This window comes from Methanoplanus limicola DSM 2279 (genome assembly GCF_000243255.1).
Classification (GTDB): Archaea; Halobacteriota; Methanomicrobia; order Methanomicrobiales; family Methanomicrobiaceae; genus Methanoplanus; species Methanoplanus limicola.
Genome location: NZ_CM001436.1, coordinates 1,972,071 through 1,991,421 on the forward strand (window position 1 = coordinate 1,972,071; position 19,351 = coordinate 1,991,421).

18 protein-coding genes and 2 pseudogenes are annotated in these 19,351 nt (G+C 37.9%); 8 read left to right on the forward strand and 12 right to left on the reverse strand.

Annotated features, from left to right (window positions below; all coding sequences use genetic code 11):
- Positions 1-43 precede the first annotated feature (43 nt).
- From METLIM_RS09525 to METLIM_RS09540, 4 genes and pseudogenes are all read right to left on the reverse strand, one after another.
- A pseudogene (locus METLIM_RS09525) lies at positions 44-1,041 on the reverse strand (IS701 family transposase).
- 66 nt (positions 1,042-1,107) lie between these two features.
- Positions 1,108-1,467: pseudogene (locus tag METLIM_RS09530) on the reverse strand (PDDEXK nuclease domain-containing protein); the annotation flags it as partial.
- 447 nt (positions 1,468-1,914) lie between these two features.
- Positions 1,915-2,040, reverse strand: a complete 126-nt coding sequence (locus tag METLIM_RS17560) for a hypothetical protein (RefSeq protein ID WP_004078092.1) — start codon at positions 2,038-2,040, stop codon at positions 1,915-1,917.
- A gap of 81 nt (positions 2,041-2,121) precedes the next feature.
- Positions 2,122-2,910 carry a hypothetical protein gene (locus tag METLIM_RS09540; protein ID WP_157202277.1) on the reverse strand — a complete coding sequence of 263 codons (789 nt, stop codon included), beginning with the start codon at positions 2,908-2,910 and terminating at the stop codon, positions 2,122-2,124.
- A 114-nt stretch (positions 2,911-3,024) separates the two neighbouring features.
- On the opposite strand from METLIM_RS09540, the gene METLIM_RS09545 reads away from it, so the two are divergent.
- A complete protein-coding gene (locus METLIM_RS09545) occupies positions 3,025-3,858 on the forward strand; it encodes a viperin family antiviral radical SAM protein (protein WP_004078096.1) in 834 nt (277 codons plus the stop codon).
- A 10-nt stretch (positions 3,859-3,868) separates the two neighbouring features.
- Here the strand turns inward: METLIM_RS09545 and METLIM_RS09550 are convergent, their stop codons facing one another.
- From METLIM_RS09550 to METLIM_RS09560, 3 genes are read right to left on the reverse strand one after another with little or no spacing between them, the layout of a single operon-like run.
- Positions 3,869-5,074, reverse strand: coding sequence for a phospholipase D-like domain-containing protein (locus tag METLIM_RS09550; protein ID WP_004078097.1), 1,206 nt, complete (start codon positions 5,072-5,074; stop codon positions 3,869-3,871).
- Entirely contained in the window at positions 5,071-6,213 is a 1,143-nt protein-coding gene (locus METLIM_RS09555; RefSeq protein ID WP_004078098.1) for a hypothetical protein, read from the reverse strand. Before METLIM_RS09555 ends, METLIM_RS09550 begins: the two co-directional genes overlap by 4 nt.
- Complete coding sequence (locus METLIM_RS09560; protein WP_004078099.1) at positions 6,210-8,873, reverse strand: DEAD/DEAH box helicase family protein; 2,664 nt, start codon at positions 8,871-8,873, stop codon at positions 6,210-6,212. The genes METLIM_RS09555 and METLIM_RS09560 overlap by 4 nt, the downstream gene beginning before the upstream one ends.
- A 136-nt stretch (positions 8,874-9,009) precedes the next feature.
- Between METLIM_RS09560 and METLIM_RS09565 the strand changes: the two genes are divergently transcribed.
- The gene (locus METLIM_RS09565) at positions 9,010-9,522 is read left to right on the forward strand and encodes an EVE domain-containing protein (RefSeq protein WP_004078100.1); all 513 of its coding nucleotides are present in this window, start codon (positions 9,010-9,012) and stop codon (positions 9,520-9,522) included.
- A 67-nt stretch (positions 9,523-9,589) separates the two neighbouring features.
- Here the strand turns inward: METLIM_RS09565 and dinD are convergent, their stop codons facing one another.
- Positions 9,590-10,456: a DNA damage-inducible protein D gene (gene dinD / locus METLIM_RS09570; protein WP_004078101.1), complete on the reverse strand. Its 867-nt coding sequence runs from the start codon at positions 10,454-10,456 to the stop codon at positions 9,590-9,592.
- A 616-nt stretch (positions 10,457-11,072) separates the two neighbouring features.
- Here dinD and METLIM_RS09575 point away from each other — a divergent pair.
- Both METLIM_RS09575 and METLIM_RS09580 read left to right on the forward strand, forming a co-directional pair.
- Positions 11,073-12,125 (forward strand): hypothetical protein, encoded by a 1,053-nt coding sequence (locus METLIM_RS09575; RefSeq protein ID WP_004078104.1) that lies wholly within the window; start codon positions 11,073-11,075, stop codon positions 12,123-12,125.
- A 2-nt stretch (positions 12,126-12,127) separates the two neighbouring features.
- Entirely contained in the window at positions 12,128-12,421 is a 294-nt protein-coding gene (locus tag METLIM_RS09580; protein WP_004078106.1) for a hypothetical protein, read from the forward strand.
- Between the two features lie 273 nt (positions 12,422-12,694).
- On the opposite strand, the gene METLIM_RS09585 is transcribed toward METLIM_RS09580, so the two are convergent.
- The 4 genes from METLIM_RS09585 to METLIM_RS09595 form a co-directional block, all read right to left on the reverse strand.
- Entirely contained in the window at positions 12,695-12,958 is a 264-nt protein-coding gene (locus METLIM_RS09585) for a hypothetical protein (RefSeq protein ID WP_004078108.1), read from the reverse strand.
- A 608-nt stretch (positions 12,959-13,566) separates the two neighbouring features.
- Positions 13,567-13,770, reverse strand: a complete 204-nt coding sequence (locus tag METLIM_RS09590) for a type II toxin-antitoxin system HicB family antitoxin (protein WP_004078110.1) — start codon at positions 13,768-13,770, stop codon at positions 13,567-13,569.
- Positions 13,771-13,895: 125 nt separating this feature from the next.
- Positions 13,896-14,024, reverse strand: coding sequence for a hypothetical protein (locus METLIM_RS17565; protein WP_281034196.1), 129 nt, complete (start codon positions 14,022-14,024; stop codon positions 13,896-13,898).
- A gap of 86 nt (positions 14,025-14,110) precedes the next feature.
- Positions 14,111-15,235: a PDDEXK nuclease domain-containing protein gene (locus METLIM_RS09595; protein WP_004078113.1), complete on the reverse strand. Its 1,125-nt coding sequence runs from the start codon at positions 15,233-15,235 to the stop codon at positions 14,111-14,113.
- A gap of 691 nt (positions 15,236-15,926) precedes the next feature.
- Between METLIM_RS09595 and METLIM_RS09600 the strand changes: the two genes are divergently transcribed.
- From METLIM_RS09600 to METLIM_RS09610, 4 genes are all read left to right on the forward strand, one after another.
- A complete protein-coding gene (locus tag METLIM_RS09600) occupies positions 15,927-16,475 on the forward strand; it encodes an EVE domain-containing protein (protein WP_004078115.1) in 549 nt (182 codons plus the stop codon).
- Between the two features lie 13 nt (positions 16,476-16,488).
- Positions 16,489-16,659, forward strand: coding sequence for a hypothetical protein (locus METLIM_RS16625; protein WP_157202278.1), 171 nt, complete (start codon positions 16,489-16,491; stop codon positions 16,657-16,659).
- Positions 16,660-16,901: 242 nt separating this feature from the next.
- Positions 16,902-18,254 carry an AAA family ATPase gene (locus METLIM_RS09605; RefSeq protein ID WP_004078117.1) on the forward strand — a complete coding sequence of 451 codons (1,353 nt, stop codon included), beginning with the start codon at positions 16,902-16,904 and terminating at the stop codon, positions 18,252-18,254.
- A complete protein-coding gene (locus tag METLIM_RS09610) occupies positions 18,251-19,150 on the forward strand; it encodes a hypothetical protein (protein WP_004078119.1) in 900 nt (299 codons plus the stop codon). The genes METLIM_RS09605 and METLIM_RS09610 overlap by 4 nt, the downstream gene beginning before the upstream one ends.
- Positions 19,151-19,351 lie beyond the last annotated feature (201 nt).

Sequence of the window (19,351 nt, forward strand, 5' to 3'; positions counted from 1 at the left end):
TGTCAGACCTCTCAGCTTATAATAGGACTTACGCACTACCCCCTCAAAAAAAATTTCGCGCACGATTTTTCATGAAATCTGTGATGCCCAGTCTTACAATTTCCCAATTGGCATCATAAGGTGTCTGACCATTTTCCAGGAAATTAACCTCAAAACGAACATATGCTCTCAAAGAACAATTAATATGATTTCTTTGGCCAATTCCCTTTCTTAATTTGCATTTTTCGACATTGCAAACTTCCTTTATGACTCTGTGGCAGTTCTCAATGTTCCAGCATATATCTTCCAGATTTTGCAGACCATAATTATCCATCGTAAGGAAATTTGTGGCCCAATAGCATCTATTTCCAGCCTTATTTAGTGATACGAAGATTTTAACAAAACCATAAGCTTTGAGATGTACTTCACGACCATCCTGATCGCCCAGATGAAGGTCCATTGATTGTAAATCTGTTTTATTATCCTTCTCAGGACTGACAGATCTATTTCTCTTAAGTCTTGAAAACCAGTTTAATCCAAGATTTCGGATAAATTTGAGGTTTGCAACACTCGAATACCAACTGTCAAATAATACAAAATATGGTCTGAATCCTTTGTTATATGCTTCTTGAAGCATATCCCAGAAATGATCATTTTTTGTTTTTCCGTCATTATCAATATCATATATTCTGTAATTTATTGGGAAAGTATGCTCTCCATCGGTCCATATCAATGATATCAGGCCAATTCCTCTAACTACTGTCCTATGTTTGCCACTCCATTGAAAATATGTGCCTTCCATTTTTTTGAATGAATTTTATCGATTACAGTGTCATCCGCCACTAACCAGCCTGATTTTAGATCAACAAAAGGTTTTACTTCATTCCATAAGGCCTCTGTGCTTAGAGGCTCTCTTAAAAGAAATCTGTTGACTGCATCATGTGAAATGTTAAAGCTGTCAGTTGGAAAACAATCTGCACCTCTGATACAAGATAATTCACACTGAGCTCCCATAAGAAAGCTGATGTAGTCTACCTCAGTGTATTTAGGCTTAGGTGGCATTCTGATAAGCAATATTGTACGCATTATATAAAGATCTTTCGATTTAAAAAACGTTCTGCGTAACTCCTATTCGTTTAATCTCTGCTCAATCATCCGGCGCTCACGAAGAATTTCGGCTGCTAATTCTTCTTCTGTGGGCAGATAGAGCATGTATTTTGAGGCAAAGATCTGTTTTCTCTCACTCAGGACAGAGTATCTGGCTACGGCATCGTTTTTTGCAGTGCAGAGGATAAGTCCGATTGTTGGATTGTCGTCTTCTTCTATGTATAGATCGTCAAACATTCTGACATAACCGTCCATCTGCCCGACATCCCCGTATGAGAACTCTCCCATTTTGAGATCAATTAACAGGTAGCACTTCAGGATGCAGTTGTAAAAGACGAGATCGATATAGAGATCAGTATCATCAAACCTCATTCTCCTTAACCGGTTCCGGAAGTTATGATTGTATTATCTCCGGATGTTATGGAGTGTATAGCATCGCTCTGGTGTTTGTAAAGTTTTACAGGCTTTGATTCTTTATCTTCGGGATTTTTGGTGAAATAAAGGGATGTGTCCTTATGGAGTAGTTTATCATGGGTTAGTTTATCAAATGAATCACCAAGAGCATACCTGCGTGCAAGCTCAATGTATGACCCTTTGGATAAAAGTGTGCCATTGTTTATTCTGCTGTCAACCCATTCTTTTATGACGGGGTTTTTGAATTTCTGAAAGGAACTTACGAAAGTGCGTCATGCTTCTTTTATCTTGCCAAGTGCTGAAACCGGATCAAATGATGGTTCTGTCATGCTTAATATATAAACATTTTTTATTATAATATAAACATTATGGTATGATTCCGGATGATAAATAATAGTAAAAAAGAAGTTAATTTTATTTGCCTTTTTTTGCGGCAGTTGACATCGAACGGGATTTAAAAGCCTGGTTTTTTCCACTGCGATCTGCTGCTGCCTGAATACGGGATGCTGCTTTTGGGGTCATAGATGTTTTTTTAGACATTTTTTTAACCTCCGATAGGTTTACAATAACAAAGAGGATATGAAAAAATATATGCCTTTTTTGAAACTGTTTCCGGATTAATCAACTGTTGCTTTTCTCTTCTTCTGAATTTAATATTGCAAGGGCAAATATTCCATCACTGGTTATACGATATTCTTTTTCTCTCTTATTTCCGGGGCGAGATCGCTCTTCTATAAGACCCCATTCTTCCAGTTGGGATTTGATTTTGGATATGGTTCCCTTATTGGGAGATTTTTTTATTTTTTCCTCACCATTTAGACGGGCAGGTCTGTATTTTACAGTCAGGATTCTTGAAAAGTCTTTTCCGGGGACCCACAGTGCTTCATCTTCCTCATGAGACTTTTCATTTTTCCTTGCAAGGATTTTTAATGCGTTTATGTAATTGATATTCTGCCGGATTTCGGTAAGATGCATTTTAGGGATCGCAATTTTTTCGATTCCTCCACCTCTTGGAGTCAGATAAATATCTCCATTCAGCCATAATGCCATTACAAAAAGTGATAATGAAAGCATTTTGGTACCGCCGCTGAGGTTGAATGAAATCCTTGAATAATCAGTTTTGTTGAGGTTTAACAGAACAGAATCCCTAATATAGGTGAGAGAAGTATTTTTAACCCGTATTTCTCTGAATTTGACAAAATTTTCCCTGCACTTTACCTCCATTGATTTTATTGACTGTTGAATCAATATTTTGGTTTTTCTGCGTTCTTTCTTCTCTTCAGAATCATTTTCGTTTTCAGGTTCATTTTCATAAACTCCTTCTTCAACAAAAACCCAGGCTTCATTAATTCCTTTGAGGTTGCTAAATACAACAGGGAACGTATTATGGATGCTTTGTCCGGCACTCATTATCAGCAGATGCATTTTGATCAGATTGTGATTAGTTCTTTTCAGATAAATTGTTTCTTATTTGGGAAACTGTTTCTGAGAACACAGATATAAAATTCCGTTTAAGTTGTATATATGTCGAAGACAGCATCTATCCGTTCTGTAAACTGGCACCTGATCTCAGCATGCAACTATTCCTGCAAATTCTGTTTTGCAAGGAACCTTGGGGAAAAGCCTGTACCATATTCAGAAGGTCTAGAAATTTTAAAGAGACTGCATGAAGCCGGTATGGAAAAGATAAATTTTGCAGGGGGTGAACCACTGTTACATCCTCACATTTTTGACTATTGTCATGAAGCACATGATCTTGGAATGGTTGTTTCTGTTACAACAAACGGTTCAAAACTGACTGAAAAACTGGTACATGAGAACAGGAGGCATATCGACTGGATTGGCCTGTCTGTTGATTCGGCATGTGAGGATACTGAAATTCTGCTTGGGAGGGGAAGAGGCGGACATGTCGGGCACTGCACTGAAATATCTGATGCAATTAGAGAAGCTGAGATCAGACTGAAGATCAATACAACAGTTACTGCACTAAGTTGGATGGAAAACATGGGGAATTTCATCAGACGGGTAAATCCGGACAGATGGAAGGTATTTCAGATGCTTCATATTAAAGGAGAAAATGATGATGCAGTTCCATGGCTTTCCATAACGGATTCACAGTTTGATTATTTTAAGAACAACCACAAAAAGGTGATTCTTAAAAACAGCACGGGACCGGTTTTTGAATTCGCTGATATGATGGAGAGTTCATATTTTATGCTCACACCAGGAGGAAAGGTCAAGACCGACACCGGTAGGGTTATAACCAAATTCCAGCTTGAGGCCGTTTTACATAGGGGAGTTTCAAATTACGTTTTCGAGGACCAATATTTTGGAAGGGGTGGCGTTTATGCCTGGTAAAACAGGCAATTTATTCCTCTTTAAGCTTAAACTTTGAGCATCTGCACCATTCATCAAACAGGTAATTTAGTTTTAAGGCCTGACCTTCATCATTAATCATTATTCCGGTATTGAATCCATAGTCTATTCCGGCATTTTCAAAATTTGAAGTCATGATAAATGCTTTAAGTTTCCCGTTATTTTTAGAGATAACTCCCTTTGCATGGAAAAAGGGTATGCCATAAATTTCTGCACCGGAATTTAGTAAAGTCCTAAGTCCGGGTTTGATTTTACTTTTTGAGTTTGTTATGATTTTTACTGGTCTTTCTTTTTTAAGATGGAGGAGAATCTCTTTGACAGAGTCATTACGAGCATCAAAATTCCATGCAAATACCTTTAATTCGCCATCAGATTCCTGAATGAATTTTATGAGCTGATCTTTTAACTTAAAACTTTCATATTCTCCTGCTTCTTTTTGATTTTGATTTTTTATTGTCGTATAAATTCCCGCTTTTGAAGATTTTAGCTTAGGCAATTCTATTGGAAGATTTTTTGGTGGGTTTGCAAGATCACCAAGTCCGTCACTTCTTATTTCTCCGGTTGCAAGAATATAAAAACCAATTAGAAACTGATGAAATATTACATCTATCTGATTACCAGTTAATTTAACTGCGATATCGGGACTCTTGTACACAGCACCGGTAAGATTGCAGGTCATAACATAGCCTTTCCTATTCTTCCGGTTCTTTGGATCAATAAGTATGCATTTTAAGTGAAACTCTTTTGAAGAGCGGATCAATACTTTACCCTGCATCTCCTTAAGAAATCGAATGTGGTTTTCAAGACTCCTTATATCCTTTTCACTGAGTATGTCTTTATCAAGGTAATTTTCAGATGCTGTAAGAAAGTATATTCTTACATTTCTCTGATAGGCCTCAATTAATGCATCCTGAATTTTTTTATTCCCAATAACAAAGGAGGAAATACAGATAAATTCCTGAGCAGAACCAATTATATTAATGAGTTCCTGAATTAGAAGTCCGGGTTCTGACTGTTTAAAATCCTCTTTTTTTAATTCAGAGTCTTCCTCATCCTTCTGTTTTGGTATTAGAACAAGATTTGAGATTTTCTCAGGAATATCAGACATTTTACCTGATTTTTCCCTTTTTTGCCAAAAAACTCTTTTGGAATTTACCTTTTTATTTTCTGAATTCTTCTTTCCTTTCGTATTCTTCATATTATATTCTCCATTGAAAGATCAATTGGGGCCTGCAAATACCAGAATTTTCTGCTGAACAATCCATCTTTTCCATGAACTGATTCTATAAGTTCTTTCCTGTCAGGAATCCTGATTTGAGAATAAAACTCATCGTATTCTTCAAACAGGGATTTATTTTTTAATTTTACTAAGTCCAGCCCCTCTTCGGAGATATAATCATGAATGTCCTGTTCAATGTTGAAAATGTACCATCTCTGAGCATCATCAAGAGATTTTGGAATTAATCTGCAGTTCAGGTACTCAATATTTATAGGAGAATCTCCAAAAAATTCGTTCAATTTCATATTTTTAAAGAATATATTCCCGTTAAATTTGTTTAAATCTCTAATATTATCATTTACCGGGAATGAAGTCTTAATTCCGTTCAATCTGTCATCCCAGCCAAAGACATCAGGATAAATTTCCTTTAATTTTTGATTTAGGGTTATGCAGTTAATATTGCCCCTTTCCCATTTGCAATTATCATTATCTGAAAAATATTCGGTTAAATTTGAATTTCCATCAATATAACCACTTATTTTGGTTTCCCTTTTTGATTCCAGGATGATACAGTTATTATTTATTTCAAAGATTTTCCCGTTTTCGTATATGGTGCGGTATTCATTAATATCTCTTTTTTTCCTTGCTACTTCAAATTTACAACCTTCTATTGAAGAACTAATATTTTCAGGAAGTGTGGTTAATTCCGGTTCTCCGTTTATCCTGTTGTCAGAGTGAGATACAGGTTCGCATTCTAGTATTTTTACAGGAATATCCGGTTCATCAGGTAAAACAATGTGATAGATGTCTCTTTTCAATTCATAGTACTTCTCATTTTCAGCACATTGTAATCCGTTATCTGTCAGAATTGCAGTTTCGCCCGGTATTTCCCACTCAAAAATGTGATTTTTGATGCAGTAGTTTAGAACTGATTCAGGAACTGCGGGAGGACATGGACCAAGAAATTTACTTTTTATTACATCTGATGATATTCTGTTGTTGTTTTCCTTTGCAAGTTTTGCATAGGCAATAACATCACCTCTGTTCTTCTCCCATCCAATTTCCATTTCTATATAGTATTCAAGAAGATTGCATTTTCTCTCAGTGAGTATTTTCATTTTTTCTTCTCCGGAAATTTCATATAATATGGTCCTGTTGCAACATCTTTAAGGATAGAAGAGTCTTCCTGACTTTTGAAATACTTTCTAAAACCAAACAAAATCATATAATGGCGTGCACGGGTAAGGGCAACGTTCAGCCTGTTTAAGCTATCGAGGAAACCTATTCTGTCTGTGTTTACTATGGAGAGAAGGACTATATCTGCCTCATGGCCCTGAAAACCATCCACGGTATTGATTGTGACGGTTATTCTTTCGTCATCAGGGAAAAAAACTGAATTTCCTGATACATTAAACTTATTTTTAAATAATCTGACCAGTAGTTCCTTTTGGTTCTGATAAAAAGTCAGAACTGCAATATTCCATGGTTTATCCTGAATTAAACCAGGCGATTCCTTTAATTCGGTTATAATGTCTGTGAGGTGTGAAATCAGAATTTCCGCTTCAGTTTCATTGACATTATTCTTTTTCTCACCGGCAGAACTTATTGGAGTATATGGATATGTTACCCACACTGCACGGTTATTATACTTGATTAAGTTTAATTCTCTTTCCCGGATATCTGAAATTGTTTTAGTACTTTTGAGGCATTCAAGACCTTGCCGGTTGTAAATATTTTCCCTTGAATATTTAATTATGTCATCATGAGACCTGTGCTGGAATTCAAGGACATAGTATCTCTTCTCAAGGTCTTTTTCTGTAAGTCCCCCGGTTATACAATTATTTCCCGGTGATTTATCTCCATGATAACCGCTTGTAATCAACTCAATGATGGATGGTAACGGAATAAATTCAATGTTTCTTATTTCGTCTAAAAGTATATTTTTAAATCCCGGTTCAAATTCTGGCAGAAGGTTTCTGATCTCACGACTGTACCTTTTTTTAGTACCATATGAATTACCGTCACCCTTTTTAAAATACCTGAGTTCAAATTTTCGTTCAGTTCTCCATGCAAGGGCAACTTCCAGATTTTTCTCGAAAGAATATTCTCTGTTCTTAAATTTCTTTTTGAAATTATTCTCTGCTTTTTTAGTTATAGTTTCATCAATGTCTTTACCGGAAGCGTAGATTATCTCTGAAAGAATTCTTTTGGAGATTGCGTCCGTTTTGCAGTTACATGATAAGTAAACGACCGGCTTACTGCTCCTGATATTATTATGATTATTATCAAGGTCAATTATCTGAATACCTGTTGATTCTGCCTGATGTCTGTAATAATCTCTGACTTTCGGATCCTCTTCTGAGATTAGAACAGGTGCTTTATACCTGCTGCATATGGAAATGTCTGTACAGACTTTTTCTATTGTTTCATAATCAGGACTTGGTTCTGATTTTTTAATTTCTTCTATAATGGATGCTTTAATATTTGCACCAAGTTCCTTCTCATTAACAAATGGGGGTAATTGCAGAGGGTCACCCACAATAACCCATTTCTTTGCAAATAATGCAGGGACAAGCCATTCCTGAAATGTTGCACGGCTTGCTTCATCAATTATTAATAGGTCATATGCAGGCTCAATATTCTCCTTCATGTTTTTAATTGAAGGGTGGTGGAGAATACCCATTGTCGTTCCACAGATGAGATTCGCAGAATTAAGGATAATTTCGGTTGCGATATCATTGTTTGTTTTAACTGCTGATAGGAAATATTCCTGCGATTCTGAAATCTGATCCGGATATTCAGTTTCGATATAGTCGATAATTCTCTTGCGTTCAGTATCCCTTCTTTTGTCTATGTGGTAGTCTTTAAGCCTCTCATCCACTTTTATTTCTCTTGCACTTATTCTTACAGCAGTTATTTCTTCCCTGTCAGCAATTTTTGCAAGTACGTTATCAACTGCAGTATGAGTTGGTGCACAGAGTAGTATCTTCTTACCTCTTTTTGCAGCCTGAAGTATAAGTTCACATATTGATTCCGTCTTTCCTGAACCCGGAGGGCCATTAAGAATGCAGAAGTCCGGAGAATTAAGAGCACTGTTTACAAATTTTTTCTGAATTTGTGTTCCGTATTTATCATTGCAGGCAAAGGCATCACTGTCAAGAATTTCCCAATCAGTGACAGGATTATATTCTATTGGGAATTCATCAAGAACTGTTTCTATGCCAGATTTCGGCTGAAATAATTTTATTATAGGAAGGTATTCATCCCTGCAGTTGTTTGCCAGTGCCCTTATTGCTTCAATCTGTTTTTCTATTACATACAATTGTGGTGGAAGGATAATTTTTTCAGAAGAGGGTCTTTGTGAAAGAAGCAAACGGTCTTCTTTGTAATCAATATCTAATATGCTAATATATTTTGAAAAAGAAGTATTTGCATACTTTTCTCTTCCGGGGTCAATTACTCTGTCAGAGTCAAAGAAACCGGACTTTATCTTTTGGAAATTGGCTGCACTGAGATTTTTTCCTGATTTGAGAGTAACCCAACAGTTTGTATTTTCTTTTTTTTCTGCTCCCCCATCTCCTGTTTTTTCATGTTCTGCCTCACAGAAAAGGTATGAAGGATTCTTTTTTTGGTATTCACGTGCTTTTAAAAGATATTTCTCATAGATGTTGAGAAATTTTGAGGTGTGTTTTATGTACAGATCATAATTTTCAGAATTCTCACCATTGTCCGGTTTCTGAAAATGAGGTGCAATTTTGCCCCTGTCACCTAAAATCATTAAAAAATTATATTATTCTATGCTTTTTAAATATTTTGTTTTGATTTCAATAGCATTATTTAATTATTAATTATTTACATTGAATCAAAAACAAACCCAATGAAGTTATAACTACTATAAATCCAAACCTAATCCAATGACAGTCTGGATTGCATCAACAAACCGGGAGAACTGGGAAGTTATAAGGGAGAAGAACCTCTGGGGTGTGCCAAAGAGGAATAAGAACAGCATTGAGAGATCAAACCCCAAAGATAAAATCCTGATCTTTGTAAAACAGGAAGTTGTCCGGCAGGAAAAAACCGGTAAGGTTGCGGGAACGGGTGCAGGTGAATGTGAAGATACCGGAGATGAAGTAATTCAGTCAGCCATAACCGGAGCCTTTGAGATAATATCAGAACCTTTTGAGGACGAATCTTTGGTCTTCAAAAAACCGCCGACAATGCCCGGAGAAGAGTTTTTCCCATACCGGGTAAAGCTAAAGCCGGTTGAGATATTTGAAGAGCCTCTGGATTTCAAGTCATTGATTCCAAAGCTTGAGTTTATCACCAATAAGAAGCAGTGGACCGGACATTTAAGAACGGCAATGAGAACTATTCCTGATGCTGATTATGAATATATCATGAAGGCTGCAAAGACACCGAGAGGATGATGACTCCGGAAAGAGGACATAACTCATCTTAGAGGCATGCATTGCGTAGGCAACCGGAACAACGGCATCAGTTAACATCTTCTTCATCTCCCTGCTTTGCCAGACATCCGGATGAATCAGCTATCTTTTTTTCCTGTGACTTTACCCGGCGCTCAAGTTTCTTCAGGTCTTCCTCAGGTGGCAGTGATTCCGGTCTGATGCCGCGTTTTACCAGAAGCTCCCTGATGTCCTCATTGTTCAGAACATGCTCACCGGTAATTGCAGGCTCACCGTAAAGTTCATCCTTCACCACATTGAAATTCGTGATCTCAGTTGCAAGATTCTTTGCTGTTATAGTAACAGTTGGCAGAAAATCTGCAAGAGGACGGTTATTTGGTGCGCCAAGATTCTCCTTCATCTTCTTAGTTGTAAGTCCACCGAATAGTGCCTGATCACCTTTACTGCGTATCCGCCCGAAACCTGATTCATCCACCCCCCTTTCATAGATATTTTTGGACAGTACAGTCTCAGACTCACGCAGCCGGTCCCGTGCCTTTAAGCGTTCTGCAAGCTGAAGATGCTCCTCAATAATCTCCTGCCTTCGTGTCTGCACAGCGAAATAACTCTGTGCAAATGCAATCTCATCCTTTCTGGGATCTCCGTTCTGGGCAATGAGATAACAGGCATACCTGGTTAACATGATGTCGGGGATTTCACGCTCTGCTCCTGACCCAAGTGATACCATTTTGTTGACGTTAACAAAATGGTCTGAAACCTCATTTTTTGCATTTTTACAGGATTCCTGGGCTTTTTCAATAACTTTTGAAAAGTTCCGCCACTCCCTGTAACCCAGAAGCATCTGAAGATCCCTCGCATACCAGAACTCAACCCCGTCTGCTTCATAGACAAAGTCTTCAAAGTTCCGGTGAAGACGACTCACAATATCCGGTTTCATAAGGTGCCTCCCTGCTGAATTGCCTGAAATATTGGTACATTGACCAGAGGATATAACTCTCCCTGGGTAAAAATTTTATTAGCTGCGGATTCTTCTTTAATCGGGCTGATTTCTCTGCAAAGCCCCGGTCCTTCCATATATTCATCCCTCTCTGCTTTAGACTTTTACCATTTTCTCCGAAGTTTATGCAGCACCTTAGTTGCAGCCGCAACGTCTGTGGTTTCCGACTCCGTTTTATTCTCTACATACCTGGGTCAGGATTCAGGTTTTAGCCCTTATTCATAATTTTATTTGTCTGATAAATATGTTGGTTATTCCTTATACCTATACTTTTGTCTAAATATTGGATCTGTATATCATCACAACAAAAGCTGTAAACCTCTCTGAAGAAGATATAACAGGCCGGACAAACTAAATTTAAATGAAAGGGAGTAGCTTTCAGGCATAAAATTAAGGATTTCTCCACGTTTTAAGTTCTCTGATGAAGCTATTGAGGCATATATAATGATACGGGTGGGTGATTATATCTGCATACAAAAGAGACAGTATCTTCCGGTCATTTCTATCGTAAAATGTAAATGTTTTTGAAGAGTATAATATCTAATACGTGAATAATATGGCAGAAAGAGAGACACCAAAAACATGGATCTTCATCCGTGACGGTGACATAGTAAAAAACCATTCTATTGAAGGTTTAGCATTTGCCAGAATTATCACAGACGTTCAGCGTGTAATTGACAATATTGGTGCTTCAAAATACGGAAAAGATTACAAAAAAGAAGACTTACGCCTGTACTTCAAAGATATCCAGGAAGGTAGTGTAGTTGCACCTATGTACCCGATAACATATCCAGCATCACCTGACAGCAAAAACCTTTTTACTGAAATAACGGGCATAATGGAACGCCTTATTACAACACTGAATACAAAGCCGGACTTATTCAGGGAACAGTTAGAATCTGAGATAACATCTCCTCCTGAAAGAATAGGTCTTTTAAAGAGTCTGGCCTCACTCTCTTCATCCAATACTCCCGTTGAGATCAAAACCTCAGTTAAAAAACCACAGAATGGTCACTTTATTCCGAAACATTATACCAGTTATCTCAACGATCTCCTTATAGACTATGGAGGATACGGCGAAGTATCAGTAAGCGGAGTAATTGTCAGAATAAACGGTGACAAAAATTATTATTTTACAATTGAGGCGAAAAACGGCCACAAATATAACTGCTATTTTGACCCTTCAAAAGAGGAGACAGTTAAATCACTTTATAAAAAATGGGTTGGGTTCAAAGGAGATATGACAAAAACCCAGAAACAGACGAAGATACATTCTGTTAAAGAACTTGATGAAGTTAAAACAGAAACTCTTCACAATGCTGAAAATTACGTATTCAAAGAACCCATAAAATTTGATGTTCACTATGATAATGATGATAAATTATGGTGTATTGAAAATGAAAGTCTTTCATTATCCGGATATGGAACAAGTTACAATAAAGCCTTAAACTCTTTGACCGATGAAATCGAAGGCCATGTATTAAGTTTTACAAATTTTCCGGATGAAAAACACAGTTCTGAATCACTCAGGCTTAAAGAAAGATTGTCTGTTTACATCGATTTCAAAGCCGCTAAAAAGATTATTGACGGAAAATATGGTGGTGTCTGAGGTTGTCACTGAAGAAACGTGATTTTTCCAAAGCTGCTACATCAAAAGGATATATCGAAGTCAGAGCCGGAAATCATGTCTTTTACAGGTTCACAGATTCTGAAGGAAAAATCTGTGATCGGGTTCATACCAGGATGAGTCATGGCAGTGCAAAAGATTTGTCAAATGACCTTCTTGCAAAAATGTATAAACAGATGAAGTTTGATAAAAAAACTGATCTTGAAGAGTACATAAAGTGCACGTTCACCGAAGAAAAATACCGGAATCATCTGAGAAATAAAGGTTATGAGGTGTAAAACCTTATGTGCAGAACTCTCAAAAACCTCTTCTCCCTGTAACGATTCAGCCGGAAATAAATCAGAGCATTAACAACAGGACATCCCTTCATACAGGGAAATAAGAGACTGGCTTTTCTTCTGTCGGCCCTTGTTCTATACCGGGCACCGGAGTGTTATATGATCATAAGTCCGGACGAAAAGAATAATAATTTTGTCCGTGAAATTGCCAAAGGGAATAAATCACTGGAAGATGTTACTGTGTGGCTCAAAGCCAGCGTAAAAAAAGAATAATTATTCTGCCAGGAGAACAAGTGTCCCCTTATGCCTCTTCATAAGCATTTTAAAGTCGTCCTGGCGTTGTGTTTTCCGGGATTTATCTTCAGCTTTTGGGACATTTATTTCAGATTCAGGAATAGCATTTATTGTTTTTTTGTTATCCGGATTTACAGATGCTTTTACAGGGGATACGATATTCACTGATGAATGCTGGCGATATGCCCGTGATGCTTTCACAAATCTTCTGTTATATCTTGATTTGATTCCGTAATTCTGCATTAATTATACCTCCCCTTTATTATCACTATTATCTGCTGTTTCCTGATAATCTCATATTTGTGCTGTAGTGGTATTATAGTGCAGAACCTTACGTTTTGGAATGATCGGAATGAAATGGAGGTTATTCCAAAGCGTGCATTCTAATCGCACTACATAGTCTTAAGCAAACTTTCCGGAAAGTTTGGTATTAGACTATAATATTTAGATCAGGCATAGAGAATATTTGCCGGAAGATTCTTCCGGATAAAACTTCACTAAGCAGTGGACAAAAATCCCTATATCATTGAGCAGTATAAGATAAAAACCATCGAAAAAGCTCATAACGGTTATTCACGGAGTTAGAACTGTTTTAAAATCTCCCCCCTACAAGCGGCTTCAGCACAACGATCTGCTATCAATATATGGTCAGAGTTCTGATTCATCAATCCCTGAAAGCTTCATCAGATGCTTCTGCAAACCAATTTTTAGTGAAGTATTTCCATGGACAGGAACAGTAATTCTGTTTGGACCTACGTATTTGCCCTATATGTAGTGACTGCCGGAAATTCTCATTAGTTCCCAGCCGTGTGATTCCAGGAGACTAAAGAACTTTTTGCCACTGACGGCTTTCAAACCGCAATCTCCATTACTCTGTCTTTTCCGGACAGGGAAATATTCTGTACATCCACAGACAGGCATCCTTCTACTGCGTCATAAATATTGGCAAGCAGCTCATCAAAAGTCTCACCCTGAGTTACACAACCGGGAATTGAAGGAACTTCTGCCCAAAATCCGCCTTCCTCCGCCTCATGAATGATTACTTTCAGTTTCATTACAGGATATATTGTTTTGACAATATATTAGATTTTACCTGATTACCCAAAGACAAATCAGAGATTCTAAGGATAAAAATCCTTAAACCATTCGGTCCGGCAAAAATAAAAATGTCCTTCATTGGTTATTTATGGCTAAGGGCCTTATATGTCCGCCGTGCGGCTTTCATCAGGACCTTATCTGTATCTTCAAGAGTATATCCTTTTTCACTCCATTTAACCCATTCAGAGATGATTATGCTTTCGGGGGACATCCCGGCAGGAATCCTTTTTCTCTAAGATTTCAGTGATAGGTTTGCAGGTTAATTTTTTTCGGGTCATTATTTCTCCAGAATCAGTATTATTTCCACATCTCTTCTAATTTCTCTTCGATAAACCGCTGCATCTCTTCCTTTTTTGGCAGTTCTACCTGGTACCGGGATACGAATAGACTATTGTCCATTCCTGCAAGTGCATACTCTACCATTGCATGATTCCTATCTGTACATAGCAGAATTCCGACAGGTGGTTTATCGCCGCTGCACATTTCATTCTTTTTGTACCAGTTAAGATAGGTGTTTAACTGACCAATATTTTCATGACTGAACTCTGCCATTTTCAGTTCAATTAGCACATGGCACTTCAATATCCGGTGATAAAAAACCAGGTCAACAAAATTGTATTCATCACCAATCAAAATTCTCTTCTGGCGGGCTTCAAAACAAAATCCATGCCCAAGTTCAAGCAGAAACTCTTCAAGATTGTCCAGTAATCTATCTTCAAGGTCTGACTCACTCATGACCTCCTTTGGCTTAAGGCCAAGAAATTCAAATACATATGGGTCCCGGATTGTCTGATTGGGAGTATCAATTTCAGCATTTTCATTTGCCAGAGCTGCAAGTTTTTCTTTATCGAATGATAAGCCGGAGCGTTCATAGTAAAGGCTGTTTATCTGCCGCTTAAGTTCCCGCACCGACCAGTTGCCACGTATGCATTCAATCTCATAAAAGGCCCTTTTCATCTCATCATCCATATCAACAAGGAGATCAAAATGACTGTATGACAGAGTATGAAGCAGTTTATTTACAGGTGGATGTAATTGTGGGGACACCGTCCCCACTTTTTCTGAAACGTCAAAAAATGGTGTTTTCAAAGGTCCTTTGAATTGTGGTGACACTGTCCCCACTATCTGTGGATAAAGCCGGTAAAATCTGATATATCGATAAAGTTGTCTTTTGTTGCAGTTGCTGACACCTTCTAAATTTTTAGACAGTTCCGGAAGAAGTCGATCTCCATATTGTGCCCGGTCACTCCCATTAAGTTCATAATCAGATATATAGGCACCAATGCACCAGTTACGCAGAGTCAGGCTTATATTTACTGCCCGGAATGCCTCTTTTTTGGTCTCATAATTTATTGACTGGATAATTTCAACAAGTTTGCTGAAATTAATCTCCCGCTCTGAGTTATTTTCTATAAATTCCATATTAGTTTTACCTTGTAATTGCATTTATGGAGAGATTTTACTCCCGGACTTTATTTACAGGATGTAATCCTTTTAGAGCTAAATCAGTTTTGAAGTGGTTTTGTAATGTTTTGTAGTATGATGCAATTAATCCTGTGGGGTTTTTATTTTAATTCTGTAACTCTGTAGTGGCTGATTATCGGCTGATACTCACCCGCCCCCAAACATCTTCAACAAAACCGCAACAACCCCGCCGGCCCGGCCCAAATTCCGGCTGACAACCGCTGCCCTCTCTTCCCGTCACAGGCCGCTTCAGATTTCCGGATTTTTCCGGCCTTCAGGGAGTTCTGATCCGGCCCTCAAAGTCTTCACTCTCACTTATCAATCCTTCTTTTGCGTCTCGCACATCCATTTTACATCCCGGCTGTTGATTATGTTGTCATTCATGATACTTGCACATTTAATTGTGGGCAATCATACGCCGGAGTTCTGAAAATATCATCCGGGCACAGACTCAAAAGATGGATAAGGCGAAGAGGTGGTTAATGGAGAACGGGCAGCTCTTAGAGGAGGAGATATAAAGCAATTTAATGATTTTAAAAAATCCGTGACCTTATTAGACTTTATTTCTGATTTTGAAGTTTCATGATATACAACCAATAAATTCCACCGGATTGATAATTTAATATCCTGCTATGCCAAATCTAAATCAATGACAGTCTGGATTGCATCAACAAACCGGGAGAACTGGGAAGTAATCAGGGAGAATAACCTCTGGGGTGTGCCAAAGAGGAATAAGAACAGCATTGAGAGATCAAACCCCAAAGATAAAATCCTGATCTTTGTAAAACAGGAAGTTGTCCGGCAGGAAAAAACAAATTTGGATGCAGATACTGGCGTGGATGCTGGTCTAAATACAGGTGTGGGCGCAGATGTGGTTGCGGATGAAGATACCGGAGATGAAGTAATTCCTTCAGCGATAACCGGAGCCTTTGAGATAATATCCAGACCTTTTGAAGATGAATCTCCGGTCTTCAAAAAACCGCCGACAATGCCCGGAGAGGAGGCTTTCCCATACCGGGTAAAGCTAAAACCTGTTGAAGTGTTTGATGAGCCTCTGGATTTCAAGTCATTGATTCCAAAGCTTGAGTTTATCACCAATAAGAAGCAGTGGACCGGACATTTACGGACTGCAATGAGGACAATTCCTGAAGCAGATTATGAATATATCATGAAGGCTGCAAAGACTCCGAGAGGATGATGACTCCGGAAAGGTGAAAGTATTCAGGATTGAGGCAGTCAGGGCCGGATTTAAGAAGGCATGGCAGGAGAAGGACGACCAGACGATTATAGGAATATCAAAGAGGATTCCGCCAAAGGTTTTAGAGGAAGATCCTAAGCTTCTGATGTGGTATGATCAGGCTGTAACAAGGATTGGGGATTGATTTATAAATCCAAAATTTAAATTTGAGGAACAATAATATAACAATGTAATTATACATTACATTAAACACATAACTGTGAGAAGTAGAGCTATACAGTCATTAATAGTTGTACACCGAAATTAGTAATTGTACAGTGATTCATAGCTGTAAACCTGATGTTGGATCGTGTTGCTTATGGTGGCCATTGGGATTTATAGCTGTACACAGTGATCCACTAAAGATAAAGAAAGGGGAGAAATACCATGTATCTGTCAAATCCATATATCAGGATAAATAAACTTGAGATCAGAAATTACAGGGGAATAGATGAACTAAGAATAGATTTTCCCCGTCCGGTAATGGACTTAGATACTGATATAATGGTAATTGGCGGCAGAAACGGAATTGGCAAAACTTCAGTCCTTGAGTGCTCCGCAATACTTACGCTGCTATCTGACGAAGATGAAGGTGAATATTTCATCGACAGCCATAAGATAACACCACAGGTGAACCTTTCCGGACTTATTATCCACAGCGGAGCAGATGAAGCAGTCATATCCGGAGAAATTGAATACAGTGGAGAAGAAACAAAATCAAAAGAACTCATAAAAACAGAAATCGAGATCAAAATCAGGCGCAATAACACAATAAATCTCAAAAAAAAGAGCACTGACAGTGAAATAAGAACAGAACATAAATATCCGGGATACAATACCAAAGATAAAGATTACATAAAAAAGAGCACTGACAGTGAAATAGAAAACGATCATAAATATCCGGGATACAATACCGAAGATAAAGATTACAAAAGCAAAATCTGTGAGACTAACACAGCCGGATACAGCACAAAAAAGATCACACTAATAAAAGACCTTTCCGGAAAAAATGAGATAAAAAAAGAGTATTACGACCTGCTGAATACCATCTGCGGTTCAGAACCAAATCCATTAATTGGAGACAAATGCCTGTTCTTCCATAGTTTAAGAAGGGTCACACACGGAAATCCTCAGCTTAAAGATGCAATAAACTATCAGACATATGGAACAGAAAGTACAGGCAGGCCCCGGATAACAGATCAAAATCCCAAAATAAAAGAACATCCGGTCTATCCCGCAGGAAAAAAATCTGAAATCAGTTCTTTTAAATCGGAAATACTCCGGACAATTATAAAGCAGACCGATATCTTTGAATATGATTCTAAAAGCACAGCAGAAAATGGTGAATATTCCTTAAATATTTTAAACAGTCTGTTAAAGACATATGCCGGTGCAAAATCCGGAAAACTCCGCCCGGCAGAAGACAATTCAATTGAGATCCGCATAACTCCTTTAAACGGAGGAGAACCCTATTCTATTGACAGTCTGGGTTCAGGAGAAAAAGATATTATATCCACACTCTTCATGATCCATAGAAATACATCAGAAAACCCGGCAATAGTTCTGATCGATGAACCTGAAATGCACCAAAATCCCGGATGGCACAGGAGTTTTATGAACCGGATTATTGAATTAGCTCCGGATAATCAGTATATAATCACAACAAACTCAGAATATATAATGGATTCAGTTGAAGAACAGAACAGAATTATCCTCACCTCCGGAAAAGATAAACAATGACCGGCAAAATAATTTTTCCGGACCCAAAAGAAGCAATAACTGATGCAAAGCACATACTGTTTGTAGAAGGTGACAGTAAAAATTCAATAGATCCAAAAGTTCTCCGGCTTCTTCTTGGGAATAATATCAATGTTTTGCCACTCGGACCTTCAGCTCATATCAGAAGTGCTGCCAAATCACTGTACAGATATCATCCTTCATACTATTTTCTGATAGACAGGGACCACTTTACCGATGAAGAAGTCGAAGAGTGCTGGGGTAAATACCCTGATCCGGACAGAGATAATCTCCTCATCTGGAGGCTTAGAGAACTTGAAAACTATTTCCTTAACCCCTCTTTTCTTGGAAAATCACGATTCTGTAAAATCTCAGAAGAAGAGCTTGAAGAAGAGGTCTTAAAAATTGTAAGAAAAAGGCTGTACATGGAAACGGCAAACCATGTCATCATCAGAATCAGGGAGGATTTTAAGAAAAACTGGATCAAAATATTTACAAACCCCAATGATTTCACTGACCGGAAAGACACGGTAGATTTACTCACTACTACACTGCATTCCGGAAATTACACTAAAAAAGTATGGAATGCTTTAAGCAAAAGAGAAATTGAAAGTCTGTTTGAGTATTACCACGATAAAATTACACAGGGCAGTGAGAATATCTCATTTGATAACCCAAAGTGGCTGAAATATGTTAAAGGAAAGAAGATTCTTTCAGGGATAATCGGTTCTCCATCCTTCTTTGAAGTCAGGGACAGAGCAGGAAATAAAATTGAGAAGAAAGCAAAACTTGATTTTATAATCAGAGACCTCTTATTGGACGATAATATAGTAAAGCCAGGCGATTTCACTGAACTAAAAAAACTAATTGAAAAGAGAATTCAGATTCCACTGAGATAAAAACCCCTGAATTCCGGCTATATACCCAAAGATAAATCCTGTAATTTTCCGGAGAATTATTTAGCAGTGGATTTTCACATGCTGATTTATGATTTTTCAGAAGTCTTTATCCTGTAGTCCCTGCTGATGAAAAAACTCTACGCACCGCGTAGAGAATTAATTTCAGACACATTTTTAATATTGTTCACGTAATATCTGTAT